Raw genomic sequence first — 22,163 nt, forward strand, 5'->3', positions numbered from 1 at the left:
GGGAGTCACTCCCGTCATTCCGATACTAACAATAATACCCTAGGGGGTATCTGGCAACAGGGGTTGCCCAAACTAGGGATTTGTCTTCCTGGGGAACGGGGGTGTCGTAGGGGCGGGCATCGGTTAGGAAAGGATGCCGGGTTCCTGAGGGCTCGCCTCGGTGGGGAGTCCGGTCTCGGTCCAGGCAATCATGCCTCCTGCCATCGTGTCGGCGGTGAAGCCCGCACCGTTGAGGAGGTCAGCTGCGCGGGCAGATCTGTTGCCGCTGCGGCAGACGGCGATTACGGGCATAGCGGGGTCCAATTCGGACAGCCGGTCCTGAAGTTGGCCCATGGGGATGTGGAGGGCGCCGGGGATGATACCTTCGGCAACCTCGAAGTCTTCGCGGACATCGAGTATCCGGGCTTCGTTGCGACGTTGGTCGGTATCGCTGATAGTGATTTCAGCCATGAGTTTTCTCCTTCACGTAGTTGAACTGTTCGTTGGGGGATGGGTTCGCCACCCTGGAGCAAATTACAGATGCTCGCTGACTTTGTCGTGGTCAGGCCGCCGGTGAAGGCTGGCCATTCCGGTCGTGGTTGGTCCGGTGGGTTTTCCGGAGCGGGCAAGAGCTCACGAAGAACCAGCAGATGGTTGCGGCCGCCGCTGCCACGGCTAGCGTTGCCGCGACGATGATTAACCGGAGGTCTGCCGGGGCCTGTTGGGTCAGGACGAACAGCCCCATAGCCAGAACGAACCAGCCGAACGCTTTGCGCAGGGCGGCTTCCGGGATGCGACCTGCGAGCCGGGATCCGATGAGAGCTCCCACGATCGCAGCCGCCGTCACGGCCAGAGTCAGACCCCAGTCCAGATGTACCGTGGTGAGGTAACCGGCGAGTCCAGCAAAGGACTTCATGGCTATAACTACCAGCGAGGTTCCGACAGCGACAGACATCGGCAGCCCGCCCAGCAGCGCCAGCGCGGGCACGACGAGGAATCCACCGCCAGCGCCGACCAGGCCGGTGACGAGGCCGACGATGGCGCCGTCAAGCACCACCCGACCCAGGGGAAGCTCGTGCTTCACCGGTTCGGCGGGGTCGTTCCCGCGGCCCTTTTTTCTACCCCGGAGCATGGCCACGGAGGTCGCCACCATCATCACTGCGAAAGCAATCAACAGAATCTGGCCCGGAATCTGGCCGCCGAGGAGTCCGCCGATGAAGGCCCCGGCCATACCAGCCGCGCCGAAGATCAATCCGGTCCGCCACACGATACGTCCGCCGCGTGCATGGCTGATAACGCTCACCGCAGAGGTGACGCCGACGACAAACAGGGACGCTGCAATCGCCTCCTTGGGCTCGAAACCGGCCACATAGACCAGAATTGGCACGGTCAGGATGGACCCTCCGCCACCGAGGACGCCAAGGGAGAGCCCAATCATCACGGATAGGGCAAGGACCAGGACAAGGGTCTCGGTCACGACGCTTTGGTCTCAACCGTCGCGCCGGACCCGACTGGGAACTGGAGGATGGCGCTTTCACGGGTGGGCTCTTCTGCTGCCTTGTTCCAGGGCATGGCCGAGATTGCCCGGCCCATAGCGCAGGTATTTGTCGCGGCGGAGAAAGTCAGGCCGGTGCCGATCATACCGGCAAGCAACCGGATCTTCGGGGAGACAAACCTGCCCCCGGCCAAGCCGAGGATGACGAGGGAACCAGCGCTCAGGCGCACCTGCCGCTCCAGATCCCAGCGGGCCTTGCCTCGGACCACATTTCCCTTCGCCGCTGCGAATCCCGGGACGCCTCCGGCCAATACATAAGCAGTGGTGATGCCGGAACCACCGAGGCGTTGTCGGGCCTGCTCAGCGCGGGCTCCGGAGTGGCACACCAGGACCACGCGGCTACCTAGCCGAGCAGCAAGCTCGTCCGTGTGCTCAGATAGCAACGGCAGGGGCACGTTGTACGAGCCACGGATATGCATGGATTCGAACTCAGCCGCGGAGCGGACATCAATGACCACGAGTTCCTGGTGCTCTTCGATCCAGGAACTCAAGATCTCGGGCGCAAGGGGAGTGACGGTGGGTGCGGTGGATGGGGGAGTCATGGATGTCCTTTCGAGACGGTTGTGATGAAACTGGCCACTCACCGAGCATACGTATACCCCGGGGGGTAGTCAACACACCCCTTGGGGTATATAATCGAAGTACCAATTCCTGTTATCGGAGACGACATGCAACTAGATTCAACAGAGTTAACCCCCGTGGTCAACCGGCTCAAACGCGCCCAGGGCCAGCTCGCCGCTGTGACCCGGATGTTGGAGGAAGGGCGGGATTGCAAGGACATCGTCACCCAGCTTGCCGCTGTTTCGAAGGCACTGGACCGTGCCGGGTTCGCTATTATCGCCAGCGGTTTGGAGCAGTGCATCGTCCGTAAAGATGCAAGCATGGACATGAAGGACCTGGAAAAGCTTTTCTTGTCCTTGGCCTGAACCGCCCTAAATCAGCCAATCAGCACAAGGAGTCGTCATGAGCTACACGCACACGGTCACTGTTCCTCTCTCCTGGACTGAAGCGGTCCAGCGCACCCGGGACGCACTTGCTGAACAGGGCTTCGGAATCCTCACCGAAATCGATGTCCGCGCCACCTTCGAAGCTAAACTCGGCAAGGAATCGGCCGACGCCGTCGGCGACTATCTGATACTTGGCGCCTGCAACCCCGCCCTGGCAAGCCGTGCCCTCGCAGCCGAGCCGGAGCTCGGCGTGCTGCTGCCGTGCAACGTCGTTGTCCGCCGGGGCAGCGGCGCAGGTGAGACGACCATTGAGGCTATTGATCCTCAAACTATGGTTCAGCTCAGCGACACCCCGGCCGTCCGGGAGATCGCCGGCGATGCCAATGAGCGTCTCCGTAAAGCCCTCGCGCGGCTCGACGGCGCACAGGAAGGGTTGACGTAGCCAGACCCGAATGGGACGTTAGTCAAGTCTCACCAGGCCAGATTGCCTCACCTGTAACGAAATTTCGCGGCTGCTGGCACCCCAGACAGCGGGTAGGCGCTATGAGAGCCTCCAGAGCGGCGTGCCGAAGCCTTCCGAGTCCGGGGGTTCCACAATGGGCGTCGATCGGAATAACAAAACCACCTGCGCCCCCCGGGTCAAACCTATCTGAGGGTTACGCGGAGCCCGCAGCCAAGGACATCTCGAACGGCTGACCATCTAAGAGCTCCTATAGACGCTAAATCAGAATCAGCGCGAGCCGTCTGACCATGCCCACCGTCAACAGCATGATGAGGGACCCAGCGAGTGCGACGGGCGAATTGCAACCGGATGCAAGCAACGGCGCGATCACCCACGCCAGCCCGGCCATCGGCACGGCAGCCGCTGCCCAGACTCCTATCACCCTGAGAAGTACGAGTTGATGGGTCAAATTCTCGGTTGCAACGTAACCCGCGCTGCGAGGGATTGACTCATGCTGAGTTGGGGATTTCGTGGTTGTGCTTCTTCCAGCCAACAGGACTGCTGACCGTGTTCATTTTCTCGAGAAAATGAACCGTTCAGACTGCGCTATCCGAGGGTCGGGGCGATGCAGAGTGAACGGTCGATCTGCGACCGCCCCAGCCGATCAGCCAGATCAGGAAAATAACTTCGCCGACGAAGGTGAATTGTCCGATCGAGGTGGGGCTGCCGGACAGGATCGCGATGGTGGCCGAGTCGATGAGGTAGCCGGCGCCGGCGATGAGCAGGAACACACCGATCCAGGATGGGATCGAAGGGGACCGCAGGATTGCGAGGCCGACAAGTGCAAGGTGGAGGCCGAAGAGGAAGAGCCCGGCATCCCATATCGTCTGGAAGCGCTCGGCATCGGCGGGGTGGTATAGGGAGCTGGCGGCGACGGCAAAAATCGCACCATAAGCGATCCTCAATGCGACGGCGCTCTGAGCCAGCAGTGTTCCCCCCGACCTCAGGAGGGGGTAGAGCGCAACGGCTGCGACCACATCGAGTGCCGCGATGAGTAGGACGGCGAGAGCTGCTGCGCCGGTTGCGCCGGTTGGCAGTGCCATCATGAGCCCGAGAGGCGCGAGCACCACCATGAGTGCAAGTGAGATACCCGCGACGAGCGCGGAGGTGCGGAGTGATGTGTTCATGGACGGTCCTGTGCGGTGAGGTGGATGGCGATCTTTCCGGTGACCACGTCAGTGGGTTCCGGTGGGGCTGGGGTCAGATGATTCGCCTTTTCGATCGCGTAATCGGCGAATGAGTCTTGCGCGATGCCGAATACCTGTCGCGGGATGTGCGGAGAACCGCGACGATGCTGCATGATCGCCGTCATCGATGCCAGGGGCGGGATGAATGTGGCTGCTGCAACCCGTGGATCGCTGAATGTCATGACTGACGCCCTTCCGTGATGCGTATCGTACGTTGTACAGTACATGGTACGATAAGCTGGGAAGATGTCAACCACAAGAGCGCCGCGTAACACGCTGACCCACGAGAAGGTGGTTGCCGCTGCGCTGGAGTTGGTGGATCGGGAGGGCCTCAGCGCGTTCACCATCCGCGAACTCGCTGCGCGCCTCGGGGTCCGCCCGATGTCGATCTATCACTACACGACGTCGAAGGAAGAGTTGCTGGACGCGCTGATCGACGTGGTGTTCGGCGAGGTTTACCTCCCGCATCCCGAGGGCAACTGGCGAGAGGAGCTGCTACGACGGTCCGTGTCGATGAGGGAGGCACTCGCGCGGCATCGTTGGGCATTGCCGGTCATGGAAACACGCGCGCACCCAGGGCCCGCGACCTTGGCCCGCCATGAGGGAGTGCTGGCCGTACTTGGAGCGTCGGGCTTCTCGCTGGAAGCATCCGCCCACGCGTACGCGATTCTCGACGCCTTCGTCTACGGATTCTCGCTCCAGGAGGCGATGCTCGAGGTCGCCGGTGTGCCAGACAGCTCGGCAGACGTGGTGGCAGGCATGGACCTCGCTCGATTCCCGCGGGTTGCAGAACTGGCTGCGGCGTACGCCGAGGCCGAGGTATACCCGTTCACGGCGTCGTTCGATATCGGTTTGCGTGTCGTCCTGGACGGGATCGAGCGCATTGCAGAAACCCTCCCGCCATCGAACCGGCGGTGAGCGCAAAGGGAGAACGGACATCGGACGGCCAGAAGTTGGCTCTCACCGACTGAGACGGGTCAGCACGCTCCAGCCGGAGGATCGCCTCGTCCAACCCGGCGAGCTCCGCGCGCGGAGCCAGTCCTCGCTCGGTGGAGCCCCTCCAGGAGCGGGAGTATGTTGGAGGCATGGTATCTGAGGCAACTGTCCTGTCCGTTGACGGACCCCATGGCACCCGCAACGTGCGGATCTCCAGTCCCGGCCGGGAGCTATGGCCCGATCTGGGGATTACCAAGCTCGACCTGGCCAAATACCTTGTCGAGGTAGGGGAGGCCTTCGTTGCCGCCAACGGCGACCGGCCCCTCGCCCTGCAGCGGTTCAAGGACGGGATCGGCGGCGAACAGTTCTTCTCCAAGAACCCGCCCAAGGGTGCACCCGAGTACATCCGGTCGGTGCCCGTCATCTACCCGAGCGCACGATCACACCCTCAACTAGTCATCGATGAACCCGCCGCCGCCGTCTGGGCTGCTCAGATGAACACCATCGTCTTCCACCCCTGGCCGTCCCGGGCCGACAACTCGGACAACCCCGACCAGCTGCGGATCGACCTTGACCCCCAGCCAGGAACAGATTTCGACGACGCCATTCCCGCCGCCATCGAACTGCGCAAGGTGCTGGAGGAGGCCGGACTTACCGCCTTCATCAAAACCTCGGGTAACCGTGGGCTCCACGTTTTCGCACCCATTGAGCCGGTCCGGGAGTTCCTCGATGTCCGCCACGCGGTCATCGCAGCCGCCCGCGAGCTGGAACGCCGCATGCCCGACGCAGTCACTACCGCATGGTGGAAGGAGGAACGGGGTGAGAAGGTGTTCGTCGACTTCAACCAGGCCAACCGGGACCGCACCATTGCTGGCGCCTACAGCCCCAGGGCTCTTGCCCACGCCCCCGTGTCCTGCCCCATCGAGTGGGACGAACTGGAGAGCGCCGATCCCAAACTCTTCACCGTGCTGACCGTGCCCGAGCGTCTGAAAACCACCGGCGATCCGTGGGCCCGCTTCCACGACAAGCCAGGCTCCATCGATCAGCTACTCGGCTGGTGGCAGCGCGACCTCGACTCCGGACTCGGCGAGCTGCCCTTCCCTCCGGACTATCCGAAGATGCCGGGGGAGCCGTCCCGCGTCCAGCCCAGCCGGGCAAAGAAGGCTAAGTAACTCCTCCGCCGCGGGCCATGAGTGCCGGAACCCACGCATTCAGCACCTCCGGCCCCGTATCTGCGCAGTTGTGGCGGGTGTACTGAAACACCTGCGCAGCTGTGGTGAGTAGAGGCGTGATCAACCCGCCACTGCTGCACAAAGGCTCCCGACGACGGCGCGCCGGACGCGGACAACCCGCCACAACTGCGCAAAGGCCGGGTCCAGGTCCTACATGTGCGACAAAAGGGAAGGAGAGGCTAGGCGAGCACCTCGCTGAGGTCGTACGCCGCCGGGACCTCCAGCTGATCGAAGGTGCAGGACTCGGGGTCGCGGTCCAGCCGCCACCGGGAGAACTGGGCGGTGTGACGAAAGCGCGACCCTTCCATCTGGTCGTACCTCACCTCCATGACCCGCCGCGGGTGCAACCGCACAAAGGACACGTCCTTACGGGAAGTGAACCGGCTGCGATCCGTCTCCCCACGAACTGCTTCCCCGTCCGCGTCGCGCACGACGTCGGACGCCAACTCATCGACCAACTCCAGCCGCCGTTTATTGGAGAAGGCCGAGGCGCCGCCCACATTGCGCAGCTCGCCGTCGTCGTACAGTCCCAGCAGCAGGGACCCGACGCCCGCACCGCTGGTGTGGACACGGTAGCCGAGGACGACGACGTCGGCGCTGCGGTGGTGCTTGATCTTGAGCATCCGGCGCTTGCCCGGCTCGTAGCCGGCACCCAGCGGCTTGGCGACGACGCCGTCCAGTCCAGCACCCTCAAATTCGACCAGCCAGCGACGGGCCAGCTCCACATCCTGGGTGGTTTGGGAGAGGTGGATCGGCGCGGTAAACGTGCCGCCAATGCGTTCGAGTGCCGCCCGACGTTCAGCGAAGGGGGAATTAACCAGGTTCTCGGAGCCGGCCGCCAGCAGATCGAAAGCGACGAACGAGGCCGGAGTCTGCTCGGCGAGCAGCCGCACCCGGCTGTCGGCGGGGTGGATCCGCTGCGACAGTGCCTCCCAGTCCAACCGTTCATTGCCGGGGGAGCCGGTGCGGACCACAATTTCGCCGTCGACCACGCACCTCTCCGGAAGGGACGTTTTCAACGCCTCGACCAGTTCCGGGAAATACCGGGTCAGCATCTTCGAGCCGCGGCTGCCGATGTCGACGGTGTCGCCATCGCGGTGGATGATGGCGCGAAAACCGTCCCACTTCGGTTCATACAGCAGGCCGCCGGCCACACTGTCGGGTTCTGGCACATCGCTGACGGCTTTGGCCAGCATGGGCTGAACTGGGAACGGGAGATCAGTCATGATCCGATCTTTCCTCACTCAGCGGCCTGTGGGTAGTCCCTGGGCAGTCCACCCCTGCCCATCGTTCGATCACTATGCCTATACTCGATCAGTGGCCTCCGCAGGACGTCGCGCCCAGTCAGACCGGAGTACGACGAAAGGCTGCCCATGAGCAACGTTCCCGAGAATCTTCACTACACGGTCGAGCACGAATGGGTGACCCCGCCGACCAGCGACGGCGTGGTCCGCGTCGGTATCACCGACTTCGCGCAAGACGCGCTCGGCGACGTGGTCTACGTCCAGATGCCTGAGGCCGGCTCGCGGCTCACCGCCGCCGACGTCGTCGGAGAAGTGGAATCCACCAAGAGCGTCAGCGATATCTACGCACCAGTCACGGGCGAGGTGGTAGCCCGCAACGAGGCTCTGGAAGACAACCCGGGACTGATTAACTCTGATCCTTACGGTGAAGGCTGGCTCCTCGAGATCAAGGTTGCGGATACCGCAGTGGTGGATGACCTGCTGAGTTCATCGGACTACTCACAGCAGGTAGGCTAGAGCTACCGGATTCGTCCGGCGCAGCTGGCAAGATCACCGTTGTAGGGACACGGTGGTCAACCGGTCTCTCGACTGGTTGGCCACATATTTTGGGGAGGAACACCATGGTTGGCAACGAGAATGCGGCCACGTATGGCGGCACAGAAAGTAAGGCGCCGTCGCCCGAAACCACAACTATTGGCATCCCGGCACTGGCGCCCTCCGCTGTGGATCCGAAGCTGTCCCCCGAAGAGCAGGCGGCGGTCACCGCGCTGCCCAGCGCCTCCGCCTTGCTCGTCGCGCACAGCGGACCCAATGCTGGCGCACGGTTCCTCCTCGATCAGGACGTGACAAGCGCCGGACGCCACCCGAACGCCGACATCTTCCTCGACGACGTCACGGTGTCCCGCAAGCATGCTCAGTTTGAGCGCACCGATGCCGGATTTACGGTAATGGATACCCGAAGCCTGAACGGCACCTACGTCAACCATGACCGGGTGGACAGTGTTGTGCTGCGCAATGGCAACGAGATCCAGATCGGCAAGTTCCGATTGACCTTCTACACCGCACAAACCTCAGGACAGCAGCAGTCGCCAGTTCAGCCTCGCGGACAGGAATAGGTCCCGCTGCATGCCCCCACCCCAGTCAGCGCGGCGCACCGTAGGAATCGCTCCCGAGCGAGTCCACGGGAATGTGCTCAACATTGGCGAGGTCCTCACCGAGCTGTCCGGGGACTTCCCGCAGATCACTGCGTCCAAAATCCGGTTCCTTGAGGAAAAAGGACTGATTTCTCCTCAGCGAACCCGCGCCGGCTACCGGAAGTACGCACCGCACGATGTGGAGCGCCTACGCTTTGTCCTCGCGTTACAACGGGACCAGTACCTACCGCTGAAGGTCATCAAGGATTACGTCGACGCCATTGACCGCGGTGAGAAACCCGAGTCGCTGCCGGGCGGCATGACGCTGTCTCCGCGGATGGTCTCCGACCAGATGTCACGTGACCTGCACTCGTACACCCGTTCCCTGACGCTTGAAACACTGACCGCCGAGGCCGGCGCCAGACATGCTCTAGTGCTGGACCTGGTGGGGTTCGGATTGATCGCCCCGGTTGATGGTCGCTTCGACGAACACGCGCTGAGGATCACCCGAGCGTGCGTCTTGCTCGAGGGCCACGGGATTGAACCCCGTCATCTGCGCCCCTTCCGCGCCGCAGCCGACCGCGAGCTGGGCCTCGTCGAACGGGTAGTCGCCCCGGTCGCCTCCCGGCGGGACGTCGCTTCCAAGGCCCGCGCCGCTGAAATGGCCCGCGAAATCAGCGAGTTGTGCCTGAACCTGCACACGGCACTGGTGCAGGGCCACATTTCCCGCATGGATAGCTGAGGCGACCCGCAATGCTTGAAGTAGAAGTTGTCGGAGTTCGGATCGAGCTGCCCTCAAACCAGCCGCTGGTGCTCCTCAAGGAAACTAAAGGCGAACGCCACATCCCCATCTGGATCGGTGCCCCCGAAGCCAGCGCCATCGCCTTCGTGCAACAAGGAATCATTCCGCCCCGACCGATGACCCATGACCTCCTGGTCAGCGTGGTCAACGCCCTGGGCCGGGCGGTGAGTCAGGTCCGGCTGATCTCCGTGGAGGACACGGTCTTCCATGCCGAACTGGTGTTCGACGATGGTACGTCAGTGAGCTCGCGCGCATCCGACGCGATCGCCGTCGCCCTCCGCGTACCGTGCCCCATCTACTGCGCGGTGTCGGTAATGGATGAGGCGGGGGTGGAGATTACCGAGGCGGTCGACGACGACGACGATACCCCCGCGCAGCCACCGGTGAACGCCGAACGGGAACTTCGTCAGTTCCGGGAGTTCCTCGCGGACGTCGAACCCGAAGATTTCGAGCGCTGAGAAGGCCGACACGCCAAACTCTTAAAGCCCCACCTCTTTGACCTGGGGTGCCCGGCAATCTAACGTCGAAGCATACGGTTCCATTGCACTACCCACGAACTCAAGGCAGACTTGGGAGCAAACCCTGATAGTCCTGGTGTGTGACCAATGCTTACCGTTCAGGTTTTTCCACGGCCATCAGAACGAGGAGGCAGCACGTGAGTCCCAAAGGCGAAGCCGGTCCGGGTTCCAATGCGGTTGCGTCCGGATCCGGGATCCCGGCCAGTGCACAGGGTCTCCTGTTCACCGAAGACCTCCCCGTTCTCGATGAGGATGCCGGCTATCGTGGCCCAACGGCCTGCAAGGCCGCCGGAATCACCTACCGCCAACTCGACTACTGGGCCCGCACCGGTCTGGTGGAACCAGCCGTCCGTGGAGCCTCAGGCTCGGGAACCCAACGCCTCTACGGTTTTCGGGACATCCTGGTCTTGAAGGTTGTGAAACGGTTGCTCGACACAGGCGTTTCCCTCCAGCAGATCCGCACCGCCATCGAGCATCTCCGGGAACGGGGCGTCGACGATCTCGCACAAATCACGCTCATGAGCGACGGCGCCAGCGTCTACGAATGCACCTCGGCCGAGGAAGTCATCGACCTGGTCCAGGGCGGCCAGGGTGTCTTCGGTATCGCTGTTGGCAAGGTCTGGCGCGAGGTTGAAGGTAGCCTTGCTGCCCTGCCCAGCGAGCATGCAGTTGATCAGAACTTCCCCGACGACGAGCTCAGCAAACGCCGGGCCACCCGCAAGATCAGCTAACACCACGCCCTTCCCGCACCCAGCGGGCCATACCGCACAGGTCGACCGCAAACCGTGTAGTGGCTGATATCAGGCGCGTCGGGCGACTCGGCTTCTCATCCGGCCGGAATCCAAGAGGTTCTTCAGCAGTTCGTCGAAATACCCGGCCGCAATGTGTGCCGATTCGCCGGGCCAATGATGTACCGAGTGGGCAGCACCCTGAATCTGCTGCCAATTGGCCTGCTCAGCGATGGTGGTACTGAGCAACAGGTCCCCAAACATCTGGCGCATTTCGGCCAGCCGGAACGCGTGCTCGTTAGAGCCCGGGCGCACCCGGTTGGCAACAATCCCGGCAGTCGACAGATTTGGCGCGAACTCCCGCTTGAACAGTTCGATGGCGCGCATGGTCCGCTCGGTGCCTGCCACTGAGAACAGGCCCGGCTCCGCGACGAGGAGCACCCGGTTACTCGCCGTCCACGCCATCCTCGTCAGCCCATTGAGCGACGGCGGGCAGTCAATCAGGACCAGCCCGTAGCCCTCGAGACGGGACAACAGGGTAGCAAGCCGGCGCAGGTCGCGCCTTCCCAGATCCGGCCGGTCGTAGATGCCTGAATAGGCGGAGCCCACGGCGACGTCGAGGATGGGCTTCCTCCCCGACGACGGCGGGTTCCGCGCCAGTGCTGATGCCACCCAACCGCTGGGCATCACGTTGGCTGCGAGATCGCCGCGGCGCGCGATCTTGAGCAGCCGACCAATATCAAGCTGATCGGCCGACCTCACGCCCAGACCCGTGGTGGCATCAGCATGCGGGTCCAGATCGACCACCAGGGTTGGAATTCCTGCGGCGAGTGCTGCCGATGCCAGCCCGAGAGTCACAGACGTCTTGCCGACACCGCCTTTGAGGCTGCTGATGCTCACTACTTGCACTTCTTAAACCAATACCTAACATCTCGTGTACGCGGCTGCCGGGGGTCGCGCTAGGGGGATCCCGGGCCGCAGCCGTCTGCTGGCGGCCTGCTCGCGTCTGGATCTGGTCGGTGCCGCTACGGCGGCGGACCTACCTCCATCATAGGTGAGCGCCAGCCGTAGCAAGGTCCGCTGCAGGGTCGCCCGAATTCGTATGCTGAGAAGCATTAAGGGAGCGGCGTCACAGCGCGGTAGGGTGAAGATTGCCGTGACGCAGGACACGGACGCCCCTACCCGGTGGTGAGATGCACGGACGCAGGAGAGCGATGTTTTCGAAAATTCTGGTAGCAAACCGCGGCGAGATTGCCATCCGCGCCTTCCGGGCTGGGTTCGAGGTTGGGGCCAAGACGGTAGCGGTGTTCCCCTATGAGGACCGCAACTCGATCCACCGGCAGAAAGCCGACGAGGCTTACCTGATTGGTGAAGAGGGCCACCCGGTCCGCGCCTACCTCGACGTCCAGGAGATCGTCCGGGTCGCCAAGGAGTCAGGGTGCGACGCCATCTACCCGGGCTACGGCTTCCTCTCAGAAAACCCTGGCCTCGCCCGCGCCGCCGAAGAGGCTGGCATCACCTTCGTGGGGCCGCCCGCCGACGTGCTCGAACTCGCTGGCAACAAGGTCCACGCGCTGGAAGCCGCCCGCAAGGCTGGCATCCCGGTACTGAAGTCCTCGCAACCCAGCTCCGACGTCGACGAGCTGATCGCCGCCGCTGACGAGATCGGCTTCCCCATCTTCGCCAAGGCGGTCGCGGGCGGCGGCGGGCGCGGAATGCGGCGCGTCGACAAGCGGGAAGCGCTCCCGGAGGCGCTCGAAGCAGCCATGAGGGAAGCTGACTCCGCGTTCGGCGATCCGACCATGTTCCTTGAACAAGCTGTGCTCCGCCCCCGCCACATCGAGGTTCAAATCCTCGCCGACGCGCAGGGCAACGTCATGCACCTGTTTGAGCGTGACTGCTCCATCCAGCGTCGCCATCAGAAGGTCATCGAAATAGCGCCTGCCCCGAACCTCGACGAGAACATCCGTCAGGCGCTGCACCGAGACGCTGTCGCTTTCGCCACCGCGCTGGGCTACGTCAACGCCGGCACTGTCGAGTTCCTCGTCGACACAGTGGGCGAGCGGGCGGGCCAGCACGTCTTCATCGAGATGAACCCCCGGATCCAGGTGGAGCACACGGTCACCGAGGAGATTACCGACGTCGACCTGGTCCAGGCCCAGCTGCGTATCGCCGCGGGGGAGACTCTTGCCGATCTCGGCCTGAGCCAGGACAGCGTCCAGGTTCGGGGTGCCGCCCTGCAGAGCCGCATCACCACCGAGGATCCCGCCAACGGCTTCCGGCCCGACGTTGGACAGATCACCGCCTACCGGTCCGCCGGCGGCGCCGGGGTGCGGCTCGATGGCGGAACCGTTTACGCGGGTGCCGAAATCAGCCCGCACTTCGACTCCATGCTTGTGAAGCTGACCTGCCGCGGCCGCGACCATAAATCGGCGGTGACCCGCGCCCGGCGCGCCCTGGCCGAGTTCCGGGTCCGCGGGGTCTCCACCAACATCTCCTTCCTGCAGGCCGTCCTGGACGACCCGGACTTCATCGCCGGCGACGTGGCGACCAACTTCATCGACGAACGGCCCGAACTTCTCACGGCCAGGGTCTCTGCCGACCGCGGCACCAAGCTGCTCACTTGGCTCGCCGACGTAACAGTCAACAAGCCCCATGGTGAACGACGTGTCGAGATCGATCCGGCCGAGAAACTGCCCGAAGCCGTCGAGGGCGAGCCAGCCCCGGGCCCCGGGTCACGGCAGCGGCTCCAGGAACTCGGCCCGGAGAAGTTCGCTGCCGAACTCCGCGCCCAGACCGCCGTCGCCGTTACCGACACCACCTTCCGCGACGCCCACCAGTCGCTGCTCGCCACCCGGGTCCGCACCCGCGACCTGGTGGCAGCCGGCAACGCTGTCTCCCGTGCCACCCCCCAGCTGCTGTCGGTGGAAGCCTGGGGCGGGGCCACCTACGATGTCGCCCTCCGGTTCCTCGGCGAAGAACCGTGGGAGCGGCTCGCCGCGCTCCGCAAGGAACTGCCGAACATCTGCCTGCAGATGCTCCTGCGCGGCCGCAACACAGTGGGTTATACCCCGTACCCGGAAGAGGTCACCGAAGCGTTCGTCAAGGAGGCCGCGGGCACCGGGATCGACATTTTCAGGATTTTCGACGCCCTCAACGACGTCTCCCAGATGGAGCCGGCCATCCGCGCGGTCCGGGCCACCGGCACCGCTGTGGCCGAGGTGGCCCTCTGCTACACCTCCAACATGCTGGACCCCGAAGAGAAGCTGTACACGCTGGAGTACTACCTGGAGCTGGCGCAGCGGATGGTCGACGCCGGCGCCCACATCCTGGCGATCAAGGACATGGCAGGGTTGCTGCGGCCAGCAGCAGCAACCCAGCTCGTCTCTGCCCTGCGGGAACGCTTCCACCTTCCGGTCCACCTACATACCCACGACACCGCTGGCGGCCAGCTGGCCACGCTCCTCGCGGCCGTGGACGCGGGGGTGGATGCCGTCGACGTCGCCAGCGCATCCCTGGCCGGTACCACCAGCCAGCCCTCGGCGTCGGCCCTGGTCGCAGCCCTGGCCAACACTGAGCGCGATACCGGCATCAGCCTCGCGGCCGTCTGTTCACTGGAACCCTACTGGGAAGCGGTCCGTCGGGTCTATGCTCCCTTCGAATCCGGGCTGCCCGGGCCCACTGGGCGCGTGTATCGTCACGAAATTCCGGGCGGTCAGCTTTCCAACCTGCGCCAGCAGGCCATCGCCCTCGGCCTCGGCGAACGGTTCGAAGCCATCGAGGACATGTACACGGAAGCTGACCGGATGCTGGGGCGACTGGTGAAAGTCACGCCGTCGTCGAAGGTGGTGGGCGACCTTGCCCTGCAGCTCGTCGGCACCAACGTGGATCCCGTTGATTTTGAGCAGAACCCACAGAACTACGACATCCCCGACTCGGTGATCGGCTTCCTCAGCGGCGAACTCGGCGACCCTCCCGGCGGCTGGCCCGAACCCTTCCGTACCAAGGCGCTGCAGGGCCGCGACGTCAAGGTCCGCGACACTGAGCTCAGTGCCGAGGATCAGAAGGCCCTGACCGGGGACTCAGCGTTGCGCCGTGCCACCCTGAACCGACTGCTCTTCGCCGGACCGACCAAGGACTTCCTCGCCACCCGCGAAACCTACGGGGACGTGTCAGTGCTGGACACCCGGGACTACCTGTATGGCCTGCAACAGGGCCGCGAACATGTCATCCCGCTGGAAAGGGGTGTCCGGCTGATTGCCACGCTCAGCGCGGTGTCCGAGCCGGATGAGAAGGGCATGCGCACAGTGATGTGCACGCTCAATGGGCAGATGCGTCCCGTCGCCGTCCGCGACCGCAGCATCCACAGCGATGTCAAAGCCGCCGAGAAGGCCGATAAGGCGACGCCGGGCCAGATCGCTGCGCCTTTCGCGGGTGCGGTCACCATCACCGTGGCCGAAGGCGACACGGTCGAACAGGGTGCCACCATCGCCACCATCGAGGCCATGAAGATGGAAGCGGGAATCACGTCGCCGGTGGGCGGTACCGTCCAGCGGATCGCCGTCGACGTCGTGTCCCAGGTGCAGGGCGGGGACCTCCTCCTGGTGATCAAGACCGCGTAGCCAGTGCCCTGCCGCGGGATTCGGTGCGCTAGTGTTTGGCTGGAGACCTCGGCGCCTTCGGCGCGCCCGCTGACCCTGTGAGGAACTATGACCCCGCAAGATCCGTCCGGTACCAGCCCGTCCGCTGGACCAGACAATGACAGACCAGTCGATGACACTTCAAACAATGTCACTTCGGTCGATTCGCATCCCGAGGCGCACCAAGCTGATGCGCCCGACGACGCCACCACCACCAGCGTCGCGCCCGATGACGAGCCGGAGTTTTCCGCCCCAATCGGCACGGCCCCCGATGCTCCCAGCGCCGGGGAGCCAGAGCATGATCATGGAGCGCTGGCCGGATTTCCGGTCGATTATGCGGCCGCGTTGCCCCTCAGGACCGGTGAGACTTCAACGGTGGCATCCTCAGGGCCAGCGGATCTCTCAGGACCAGCAGCCACTTCAAGGCCAGCGGCCACTCTTCCTGCTACGGCTCTTCCGGCTGCCCCCACGGTTGCTCCGGAAGCGGTAGCCGACCTTGCCGGCTGGTTGCCCACGGCTGGCTCCACCGCCACCGCCACCGCCACCGCCGCACCACCGGCGGACCGGCCAGTCGCAGAGACCGCTGAAGCGCGCAGCGCCCGCCGGCAGAAGGAAGCCGGCCCGGAAACGGCTTCTTCCCTGACCGCGGACCGGCTCCTCGAAGTGACGAAGCGGCCACCCGTCGACGGATGGCGCAGGCTGCTCCACATGCTCACTTTCGGCTACGTCAGCCTCGGCGACTCGGACGCCGTTCGCATCCGCCGCGCCCTGGAGCACCGCATTGGTGTGCGGTTGGGGGAGCGCACCCGGTTCGTACCGGTACTGTCCCGAAAGGGCGGGGTGGGAAAAACCACCGTCACCACGCTGCTGGGCATGACCCTGGCCGAGATGCGCGAAGACCGCATTATCGCCATGGACGCCAACCCGGACCGGGGAACACTCTCCGATCGCTCACCCGGCAAAGCGGACTTCACCGCCCGCCAGCTGGTCCAGAACCGGTTCATGGTTGACTCTTTTGCCCAGCTCTCCAGCTACGTGGCCCGCGAAGGCTCACGGCTGCACGTGTTGGCGTCCGAGACGGATCCCGCCGTCGCCCAGGCGTTCGACGAGGCCGATTACCGCGCGGTCACCGACATCCTGAGCCGCTATTACTCGATTGTCCTCACCGATTCGGGCACCGGCATGGTGCACTCGGTGATGAAGGGGACGTTGGAGAAGGCCGACGCCGTCGTGCTGGTCTCCGGCGGTAGCGTCGACGAGGCGCGGCTCGCCTCCGAGACGCTGTCCTGGCTGGAAGCGCACGGTCGGCACGATCTGGTGGCTAACGCCATCGTGGTGATCAACTTGTCGTCAGGCAACGGCACGCAGGTGAATGTCGCCGAGATCGAGGAGCATTTCCAGTCGCGGGTCAGCACCGTCGTGCGGATTCCCTACGACCGTCATCTGGCTGAAGGCTCCCGCATCGATCTGGCCCAGCTCAAGCCCGCCACCCGCGACGCAGTCATCGAGTTGGCCGCCCTCGTGGTAGACGAACTGCTGTGACCCACTACGACCTGGCGATCATCGGTTCCGGATCGGGGAACAGCCTGATCACCCCCGAGTGGGACGGCCGGAAAGTGGCTCTGATCGACGGCGGCGTCTTCGGCGGAACCTGCCTCAACGTCGGCTGCATCCCGACCAAGATGTTCGTCTTCCCGGCGGAGCTTGCCACCGGCGCCCGCGAAGCGGCTGCGCTGGGCGTGGACCTTGAGCTTCGCGGCGTCAGCTGGCGCGCCATCCGGGACCGGATCTTCTCCCGCATCGATGCGATCTCGCGGGACGGCAGACGGTACCGGGCCGACGAGCTGGAGAATGTCACCCTCTATCAGGATTACGTCCGGTTTACCGGCGACAGATCGTTGGTGACCGGATCCGGCGAGGAGATTCAGGCGGACCAGGTAGTCATCGCCGCCGGGTCCCGCGCGGTACTTCCCGATATTCCCGGCATCACCCTTCCTCAGGTTCACACCTCAGACACCATCATGCGGCTGGACGAGCTGCCGGGCCGGATCCTGATCATTGGCGGCGGCTACATCGCCGCTGAGTTTGCCCATATCTTTGGTGCGTTCGGATCGGCTGTCACTGTGGTCAACCGGTCCGGCCAGCTACTGCGAACGCTCGATGACACCGTCTCCGCGGCATTCACCGCTCAGGCGGTACGCCAGTGGGAGGTCGTTCTCGACCATACGGTGGCCTCGCTGACCGCCAACGACGACAGCTCGGTCCACGCAGTTCTCGCAGGGGACAGCGCACGGGAGCTCGACGTCGACGTCGTCCTGGTGGCTGCGGGTAGGGTGCCCAACACCGATCGGCTGGATGTCGCCGCCGTCGGGTTCGATCTTGAAGCGGACGGACGTCTGGTCGTCGACGGGCAGCAGCGGGTGCTCCGGAACGGCGCGCCGGTTGATGGATTGTGGGCGCTCGGCGACGTCAGCAGCAAATTCCAGCTCAAACACGTTGCCAACCATGAGGCGCGGATCGTGTCGCATAACCTGAGCCACCCGGAGGATCTGCGCACCAGCGACCACCGGTTTGTTCCCGCCGCGGTGTTCACCCACCCGCAGGTTGCTGTTGTCGGACTGACCGAAGCAGAGGCGTTGGCGAAGGCCGAAGCTGAAGGCTTCGAGGTCACGGTGGCGGTCCAACGGTACGGGTCGACGGCATATGGCTGGGCGATGGAGGACACCACAGGGTTTGTGAAGCTGATTGCAAATCAGCGCACCGGGATGATTCTCGGCGCGCACATCATGGGCCACGAGGCGTCAATGATCATCCAGCCGGTGATTCAGGCGATGTCTTTTGGGCTCGACGCCCAGACCATGGCCAGCGGCCAGTACTGGATCCACCCGGCCCTGACGGAAGTAGTCGAGAACGCACTCCTATCCCTGAAGACCGGGTAATCAGCCCCGCACCGCGGGTTCTGGCTAGGCGCGAGGGGCCGAATAGATCCCTTCGACCACTGTCGAGTAGTCCTTCAAGACCTGGGCGCGCTTGATCTTCAGCGACGGCGTCAGGTGCCCGCTGGTCTCGGTGAAGTCGGTCGCGACGATGCGGAACGCCTTGATCGACTCAGCCTGGGAGACGTTGGCGTTGGCTTGATCGACCAGCTGTTGCACCTCGGCGGTGACGAGCGGGTGCTCGACCGCTTGCGCCATGGTCGTGTCCTTGGGCAACTGGTGACGTTCGAGCCAGCCCGGGAGTGCTTCTTCATCAAGGGTGATCAGGGCGGAGATGAACGCTCGGTGGTCGCCGACCACAACACACTGGGACACCAGGGCATTGGAGCGGATCGTGTCTTCCAGCTGCGCGGGGATGACGTTCTTGCCGCCCGCGGTGACGATTATTTCCTTCTTCCGGCCGGTGATTTTGAGGAAACCATCGGTGTCCAGCTCGCCGATGTCGCCAGTGCGGAACCAGCCATCGACAAAGGCCTCTTCGGTGAGGTCGTCGCGCTTGTAATAGCCGCGCATGACGCATACGCCCTTCGCGAGGATTTCGCCGTCGTCGGCGATCTTGACAGCGTTGCCGGGAAGGGGAGCGCCTACGGTGCCGATCTTGATCCGCTTCGGGGTGCTGACGGTGATCGGCGCGGTGGTCTCGGTGAGCCCGTACCCTTCGAGGACCATCAGGCCGATGCCGTGGAAGAAGTGCCCCAACCGGTCGCCCAGCGGCGCGCCTCCGGAGACTGCATGTTCCACGCGTCCGCCCATGGCGTCGCGAATTTTGCTGAACAGGATCCTGTCGAACACGGCGTGCTTCACCTTGAGCATCAGCGGCACCTTGCCTGCCTGGTCGGCCTTGGACCATTCGATGGCCACCTTGGCGCCGGCGTGGAAGATCTTGCCTTTGCCGCCGTCCTCGGCTTTGAGCATTGAGTTGTTGTAGACCTTCTCGAAGACCCGGGGAACCGCGAGGATGAAAGATGGCTGGTAGCTCTGCAGATCGGGGAGCAGGTTCTTGACGTCGGGGGTGTGGGCCACTGTCGCACCGGAGGCCACGCACAGCACCGAGATGAACCGGGCAAACACATGGGCCAGGGGGAGGAACATGATGGTCTGCGCGCCCTCATGGGCTACCTCCGGCAGCGCTGCAGCGGCGTTGACTGACAGGTCCACGAAGTTCCCGTGGGTGAGTTCGCAACCCTTGGGCTTGCCGGTGGTCCCCGAGGTGTAAATGATGGTGGCGACGTCGTCGAGCCCGGCCGTCGTGCGACGGGCCTCCAGCGCCTGGTTGTCGATGTCGCTGCCCGCGCTACGCAGCGGGTCGAGGCCATTGTTGTCGAGCTGCCAGACATGTTGGACACCCGGGATGTTCGATGCTGCGGTGGCCTGACGGACCACGTTCTCGTGGCGGGATGACTCAACGAATGCGGCAACGGCGCCCGAATCCTCAAGGATCCAGCCCACCTGCGATGGCGACGAGGTCTCGTAGACAGGAACCGAGATGGCACCGGCAAACCAGATGGCAAAGTCCACCAGAGACCACTCATAGCGGGTGCGTGCCATGATGGCGACGCGGTCGCCGGCCTGAACACCGCTGGCCATCAGGCCCTTGGCGAGGAGTTGGACGTCAGCGAGGAATTCAGTTGCCCGAATGTTCTGCCACTCCCCGGCACTGTCCTTCTTCGAGAACAGCGCGGGGTCGGAGGCTTTCGCAGCCTGCTTGACAACCAACTCCGTGATATTGCTGTCACGGGGTGTGTCCACCAGAATGGGGACGCTGTATTCGCGCACGACTATCTCCTTTGATATCTCCAAAACCTGCGGGATTTTATTAGCCTATAGGTTCGGTGAGCGTTAATACTCTCCAGTAATGTACGAATCGGTAACGGTCACACAACGCCTAGAGCTGGCCGGGGACGAGGACTTACCATGATCAGACAGTCGGATGCCGCGACGCAGCCCCGGTTACGAACGCAACTGCGCGGTCCCGGGGCCGGGGGCAGGGCTGCCCGACGTCGGCCTGGTGGTCTGTTGGCTGGCCCTACGGATTCGCCGACCTTCCTGCGCCGAGGTCTTGCCATCGGGATCGACATCGGTGGGACCAAGGTGGCGGCCGGCGTCGTCGACATCCGCGGGAACATCCTGGCCGAGGCGCGGCGTGACACCCCCGGCCACGACCCGCGTCATGTAGAAGCGATCATCGCCGAGCTGGTGACTGAGCTCTCCACCGGGTATCGGATCAGATCCGTGGGGATCGGAGCCGCCGGCTGGATGGATTTGACCAACGGAACGGTGCTGTTTAGCCCCCACCTTGCCTGGCGCAACGAACCGCTCCGCCACAATCTGGAGCGGATTTTACGGCGGCGGGTCACCGTGGTGAACGACGCCGACGCCGCGGCCTGGGCGGAATGGCGGTTCGGTGCGGGCCGGGGTGAGAGCCGGTTGGTCTGCATCACCCTGGGGACCGGGATCGGCGGGGCAATGATTATGGATGGCGCCCTGGAGCGGGGCCGCTTTGGTGTGGCGGGGGAGTTTGGCCACCAGATCATCGTGCCACAGGGGCACCGCTGTGAGTGCGGTAACCGGGGGTGCTGGGAGCAGTACGCGTCGGGCAACGCGTTGGGGCGGGAAGCGCGCGAGCTCGCGACAGCCAATTCCCCGGTGGCGCAGGCCCTGCTGCGGGAGGTCGACGGCGATCCGCGGCTCATCACTGGTGCTGTCGTCACCAAGCTGGCTCTGGAGGGCGACCCGGCGTGCCGGGAACTGGTCGACGACGTCGGGCAGTGGCTCGGGCTTGGGTTGGCCAACCTCGCGGCGGCCCTGGATCCGGGAACCTTCGTTGTCGGTGGTGGCCTTGGCGCGGCGGGTGAAGTATTGCTGGAACCTGCCCGCCGGGCGTTTGCCCGCAACCTGACGGGTCGCGGGTTCCGGCCCGCGGCCCGTGTGGAAGCCGCCGCCCTGGGGCCGTTCGCCGGGTTGGTGGGTGCGGCGGATTTGTCCCGGTTGAGTCCGAGGTTGAGCCGAGGTTGAGTCACCTCTGCGCCCGGTCTGCGCCCGTGGTTGAGTCCGGTTTGGTAGTGCCAGAACTAGGTCAGCCTCACCCGCCCCACGATCTTCCCCTGTGGATCGGCCGTGCCTCATATTTCGCCGAACCGTGAGATCTGGTGGGTCATCGGGCTTGTGAGGGCCCGATCTAACGCCTCAGCGGGTGGGTTGTGGTTCCCTTTGTGCCGCCGATCCAAAGTTTTGATCTGCCAGGAAAAATAGTTCAAAATTCTTTTCCGGATGCCTTCCCACGGACCTTATTTTGTCAGTGCCCGATGATGGAATGAAGGTATGAAAAGCAGTACAGCTTCTCCTACCGGAAAGGGATTCGTTCCCGAATCCGGCGCGGATTCCGGCTCCACTAACGGGTCTGCGGATACTGCCGCGGGGGCTTCGGGCGGTTCTTCGGGGACGTCTGGCGGGACGCCTGGCGGGGCGTCTGGTGGGTATGGTCCGGGTGGTCCGTTGGGCGTCGGCGCGGTGTGGACTGCCCCGGTAGGTGATCCGCCCAACACCTCCGCTGATGCTTCTGCTGACACCTCCGCTGGTGCCTTTGTTGGTGGCGGGCCTGACGCCGATTTTGGTGCTGGCCCTGATGCCGGGGTGCGCTCCAGTGAGGTGCCGCCGGTGTTGATGGGCGGGGTGGCTGTGGCGGCGGTGGTCGGCCTGGATGCGGGGCGGACCCTGGACCTGATTAAGGATCTGGGAGGGTTGCGTTCCTGGGTTGATGCGCA

At 64.2% G+C, this 22,163-nt stretch carries 21 protein-coding genes and 1 pseudogene; 14 read left to right on the forward strand and 8 right to left on the reverse strand.

The annotated features are described in order from the left end of the window. Positions 1–123 precede the first annotated feature (123 nt). The 3 genes from ACX80G_RS14985 to ACX80G_RS14995 all read right to left on the reverse strand — a co-directional run bounded on the left by ACX80G_RS14985 (position 124) and on the right by ACX80G_RS14995 (position 2,076). On the reverse strand, positions 124–450 hold the full coding sequence (locus tag ACX80G_RS14985; protein ID WP_459308620.1) for a rhodanese-like domain-containing protein: 327 nt from the start codon (positions 448–450) through the stop codon (positions 124–126). Positions 451–541: 91 nt separating this feature from the next. Continuing rightward, on the reverse strand, positions 542–1,456 hold the full coding sequence (locus tag ACX80G_RS14990; RefSeq protein ID WP_459308622.1) for a sulfite exporter TauE/SafE family protein: 915 nt from the start codon (positions 1,454–1,456) through the stop codon (positions 542–544). After that, positions 1,453–2,076 carry a rhodanese-like domain-containing protein gene (locus ACX80G_RS14995; protein WP_459308623.1) on the reverse strand — a complete coding sequence of 208 codons (624 nt, stop codon included), beginning with the start codon at positions 2,074–2,076 and terminating at the stop codon, positions 1,453–1,455. The genes ACX80G_RS14990 and ACX80G_RS14995 overlap by 4 nt, the downstream gene beginning before the upstream one ends. A 126-nt stretch (positions 2,077–2,202) precedes the next feature. Between ACX80G_RS14995 and ACX80G_RS15000 the strand changes: the two genes are divergently transcribed. Next, on the forward strand, positions 2,203–2,460 hold the full coding sequence (locus ACX80G_RS15000; protein ID WP_019482538.1) for a metal-sensitive transcriptional regulator: 258 nt from the start codon (positions 2,203–2,205) through the stop codon (positions 2,458–2,460). Positions 2,461–2,497: 37 nt separating this feature from the next. Then, positions 2,498–2,923 carry a DUF302 domain-containing protein gene (locus tag ACX80G_RS15005; RefSeq protein ID WP_459308624.1) on the forward strand — a complete coding sequence of 142 codons (426 nt, stop codon included), beginning with the start codon at positions 2,498–2,500 and terminating at the stop codon, positions 2,921–2,923. A 596-nt stretch (positions 2,924–3,519) separates the two neighbouring features. Here ACX80G_RS15005 and ACX80G_RS15010 read toward each other — a convergent pair. Next, on the reverse strand, positions 3,520–4,110 hold the full coding sequence (locus tag ACX80G_RS15010; RefSeq protein ID WP_459308626.1) for a DUF4386 domain-containing protein: 591 nt from the start codon (positions 4,108–4,110) through the stop codon (positions 3,520–3,522). Beyond that, positions 4,107–4,352: a hypothetical protein gene (locus ACX80G_RS15015; protein WP_459308628.1), complete on the reverse strand. Its 246-nt coding sequence runs from the start codon at positions 4,350–4,352 to the stop codon at positions 4,107–4,109. The genes ACX80G_RS15010 and ACX80G_RS15015 overlap by 4 nt, the downstream gene beginning before the upstream one ends. A 64-nt stretch (positions 4,353–4,416) precedes the next feature. Between ACX80G_RS15015 and ACX80G_RS15020 the strand changes: the two genes are divergently transcribed. Both ACX80G_RS15020 and ligD read left to right on the forward strand, forming a co-directional pair. Continuing rightward, entirely contained in the window at positions 4,417–5,088 is a 672-nt protein-coding gene (locus tag ACX80G_RS15020) for a TetR/AcrR family transcriptional regulator (RefSeq protein ID WP_459308629.1), read from the forward strand. 167 nt (positions 5,089–5,255) lie between these two features. Then, positions 5,256–6,278, forward strand: coding sequence for a non-homologous end-joining DNA ligase (gene ligD / locus ACX80G_RS15025; RefSeq protein ID WP_459308631.1), 1,023 nt, complete (start codon positions 5,256–5,258; stop codon positions 6,276–6,278). 239 nt (positions 6,279–6,517) lie between these two features. Here the strand turns inward: ligD and ACX80G_RS15030 are convergent, their stop codons facing one another. Further along, the gene (locus ACX80G_RS15030; RefSeq protein ID WP_459308632.1) at positions 6,518–7,564 is read right to left on the reverse strand and encodes an ATP-dependent DNA ligase; all 1,047 of its coding nucleotides are present in this window, start codon (positions 7,562–7,564) and stop codon (positions 6,518–6,520) included. A gap of 147 nt (positions 7,565–7,711) precedes the next feature. Here ACX80G_RS15030 and gcvH point away from each other — a divergent pair, with 147 nt between their 5' ends. From gcvH to ACX80G_RS15055, 5 genes are all read left to right on the forward strand, one after another. Then, positions 7,712–8,098 (forward strand): glycine cleavage system protein GcvH, encoded by a 387-nt coding sequence (gene gcvH, locus ACX80G_RS15035; RefSeq protein ID WP_459308633.1) that lies wholly within the window; start codon positions 7,712–7,714, stop codon positions 8,096–8,098. A gap of 104 nt (positions 8,099–8,202) precedes the next feature. Beyond that, complete coding sequence (locus tag ACX80G_RS15040) at positions 8,203–8,697, forward strand: FHA domain-containing protein (protein ID WP_459308635.1); 495 nt, start codon at positions 8,203–8,205, stop codon at positions 8,695–8,697. Between the two features lie 10 nt (positions 8,698–8,707). Continuing rightward, entirely contained in the window at positions 8,708–9,457 is a 750-nt protein-coding gene (ftsR, locus tag ACX80G_RS15045) for a transcriptional regulator FtsR (RefSeq protein WP_459308636.1), read from the forward strand. A gap of 11 nt (positions 9,458–9,468) precedes the next feature. Next, positions 9,469–9,975, forward strand: coding sequence for a bifunctional nuclease family protein (locus ACX80G_RS15050; RefSeq protein WP_459308637.1), 507 nt, complete (start codon positions 9,469–9,471; stop codon positions 9,973–9,975). 197 nt (positions 9,976–10,172) lie between these two features. Then, positions 10,173–10,766, forward strand: a complete 594-nt coding sequence (locus tag ACX80G_RS15055) for a MerR family transcriptional regulator (protein ID WP_459308638.1) — start codon at positions 10,173–10,175, stop codon at positions 10,764–10,766. 69 nt (positions 10,767–10,835) lie between these two features. Here ACX80G_RS15055 and ACX80G_RS15060 read toward each other — a convergent pair whose 3' ends face one another. Then, on the reverse strand, positions 10,836–11,672 hold the full coding sequence (locus ACX80G_RS15060) for a ParA family protein (RefSeq protein WP_459308639.1): 837 nt from the start codon (positions 11,670–11,672) through the stop codon (positions 10,836–10,838). A gap of 305 nt (positions 11,673–11,977) precedes the next feature. On the opposite strand from ACX80G_RS15060, the gene ACX80G_RS15065 reads away from it, so the two are divergent. The 3 genes from ACX80G_RS15065 (at position 11,978) to ACX80G_RS15075 (ending at position 18,342) form a co-directional block, all read left to right on the forward strand. Beyond that, positions 11,978–15,385, forward strand: coding sequence for a pyruvate carboxylase (locus tag ACX80G_RS15065; RefSeq protein WP_459308641.1), 3,408 nt, complete (start codon positions 11,978–11,980; stop codon positions 15,383–15,385). 87 nt (positions 15,386–15,472) lie between these two features. Continuing rightward, complete coding sequence (locus tag ACX80G_RS15070) at positions 15,473–16,945, forward strand: MinD/ParA family ATP-binding protein (protein WP_459308642.1); 1,473 nt, start codon at positions 15,473–15,475, stop codon at positions 16,943–16,945. After that, the gene (locus tag ACX80G_RS15075; RefSeq protein ID WP_459308644.1) at positions 16,942–18,342 is read left to right on the forward strand and encodes a mycothione reductase; all 1,401 of its coding nucleotides are present in this window, start codon (positions 16,942–16,944) and stop codon (positions 18,340–18,342) included. Before ACX80G_RS15070 ends, ACX80G_RS15075 begins: the two co-directional genes overlap by 4 nt. A 24-nt stretch (positions 18,343–18,366) precedes the next feature. Here the strand turns inward: ACX80G_RS15075 and ACX80G_RS15080 are convergent, their stop codons facing one another. Beyond that, positions 18,367–20,175 carry an AMP-dependent synthetase/ligase gene (locus tag ACX80G_RS15080; RefSeq protein ID WP_459308646.1) on the reverse strand — a complete coding sequence of 603 codons (1,809 nt, stop codon included), beginning with the start codon at positions 20,173–20,175 and terminating at the stop codon, positions 18,367–18,369. Between the two features lie 138 nt (positions 20,176–20,313). Here ACX80G_RS15080 and ACX80G_RS15085 point away from each other — a divergent pair, with 138 nt between their 5' ends. Next, positions 20,314–21,414, forward strand: coding sequence for an ROK family glucokinase (locus ACX80G_RS15085; protein ID WP_459308647.1), 1,101 nt, complete (start codon positions 20,314–20,316; stop codon positions 21,412–21,414). Positions 21,415–21,720: 306 nt separating this feature from the next. Further along, a pseudogene (locus ACX80G_RS15090) lies at positions 21,721–22,163 on the forward strand (hypothetical protein); the annotation flags it as partial.

This window comes from Arthrobacter glycogeni (genome assembly GCF_054510815.1).

Bases quoted from the DNA above. Each gene is read 5' to 3' on its own strand.
- ftsR (WP_459308636.1), top strand. From the start codon at position 8,708: ATGCCCCCACCCCAGTCAGCGCGGCGCACCGTAGGAATCGCTCCCGAG.
- ligD (WP_459308631.1), top strand. From the start codon at position 5,256: ATGGTATCTGAGGCAACTGTCCTGTCCGTTGACGGACCCCATGGCACC.
- ACX80G_RS15030 (WP_459308632.1), bottom strand. From the start codon at position 7,564: ATGACTGATCTCCCGTTCCCAGTTCAGCCCATGCTGGCCAAAGCCGTC.
- ACX80G_RS15020 (WP_459308629.1), top strand. From the start codon at position 4,417: ATGTCAACCACAAGAGCGCCGCGTAACACGCTGACCCACGAGAAGGTG.
- ACX80G_RS15010 (WP_459308626.1), bottom strand. From the start codon at position 4,110: ATGAACACATCACTCCGCACCTCCGCGCTCGTCGCGGGTATCTCACTT.
- ACX80G_RS15015 (WP_459308628.1), bottom strand. From the start codon at position 4,352: ATGACATTCAGCGATCCACGGGTTGCAGCAGCCACATTCATCCCGCCC.
- ACX80G_RS15085 (WP_459308647.1), top strand. From the start codon at position 20,314: ATGATCAGACAGTCGGATGCCGCGACGCAGCCCCGGTTACGAACGCAA.
- ACX80G_RS15050 (WP_459308637.1), top strand. From the start codon at position 9,469: ATGCTTGAAGTAGAAGTTGTCGGAGTTCGGATCGAGCTGCCCTCAAAC.
- ACX80G_RS15000 (WP_019482538.1), top strand. From the start codon at position 2,203: ATGCAACTAGATTCAACAGAGTTAACCCCCGTGGTCAACCGGCTCAAA.
- ACX80G_RS15040 (WP_459308635.1), top strand. From the start codon at position 8,203: ATGGTTGGCAACGAGAATGCGGCCACGTATGGCGGCACAGAAAGTAAG.
- ACX80G_RS14985 (WP_459308620.1), bottom strand. From the start codon at position 450: ATGGCTGAAATCACTATCAGCGATACCGACCAACGTCGCAACGAAGCC.
- ACX80G_RS15070 (WP_459308642.1), top strand. From the start codon at position 15,473: ATGACCCCGCAAGATCCGTCCGGTACCAGCCCGTCCGCTGGACCAGAC.
- ACX80G_RS14995 (WP_459308623.1), bottom strand. From the start codon at position 2,076: ATGACTCCCCCATCCACCGCACCCACCGTCACTCCCCTTGCGCCCGAG.
- ACX80G_RS15005 (WP_459308624.1), top strand. From the start codon at position 2,498: ATGAGCTACACGCACACGGTCACTGTTCCTCTCTCCTGGACTGAAGCG.
- ACX80G_RS15065 (WP_459308641.1), top strand. From the start codon at position 11,978: ATGTTTTCGAAAATTCTGGTAGCAAACCGCGGCGAGATTGCCATCCGC.
- gcvH (WP_459308633.1), top strand. From the start codon at position 7,712: ATGAGCAACGTTCCCGAGAATCTTCACTACACGGTCGAGCACGAATGG.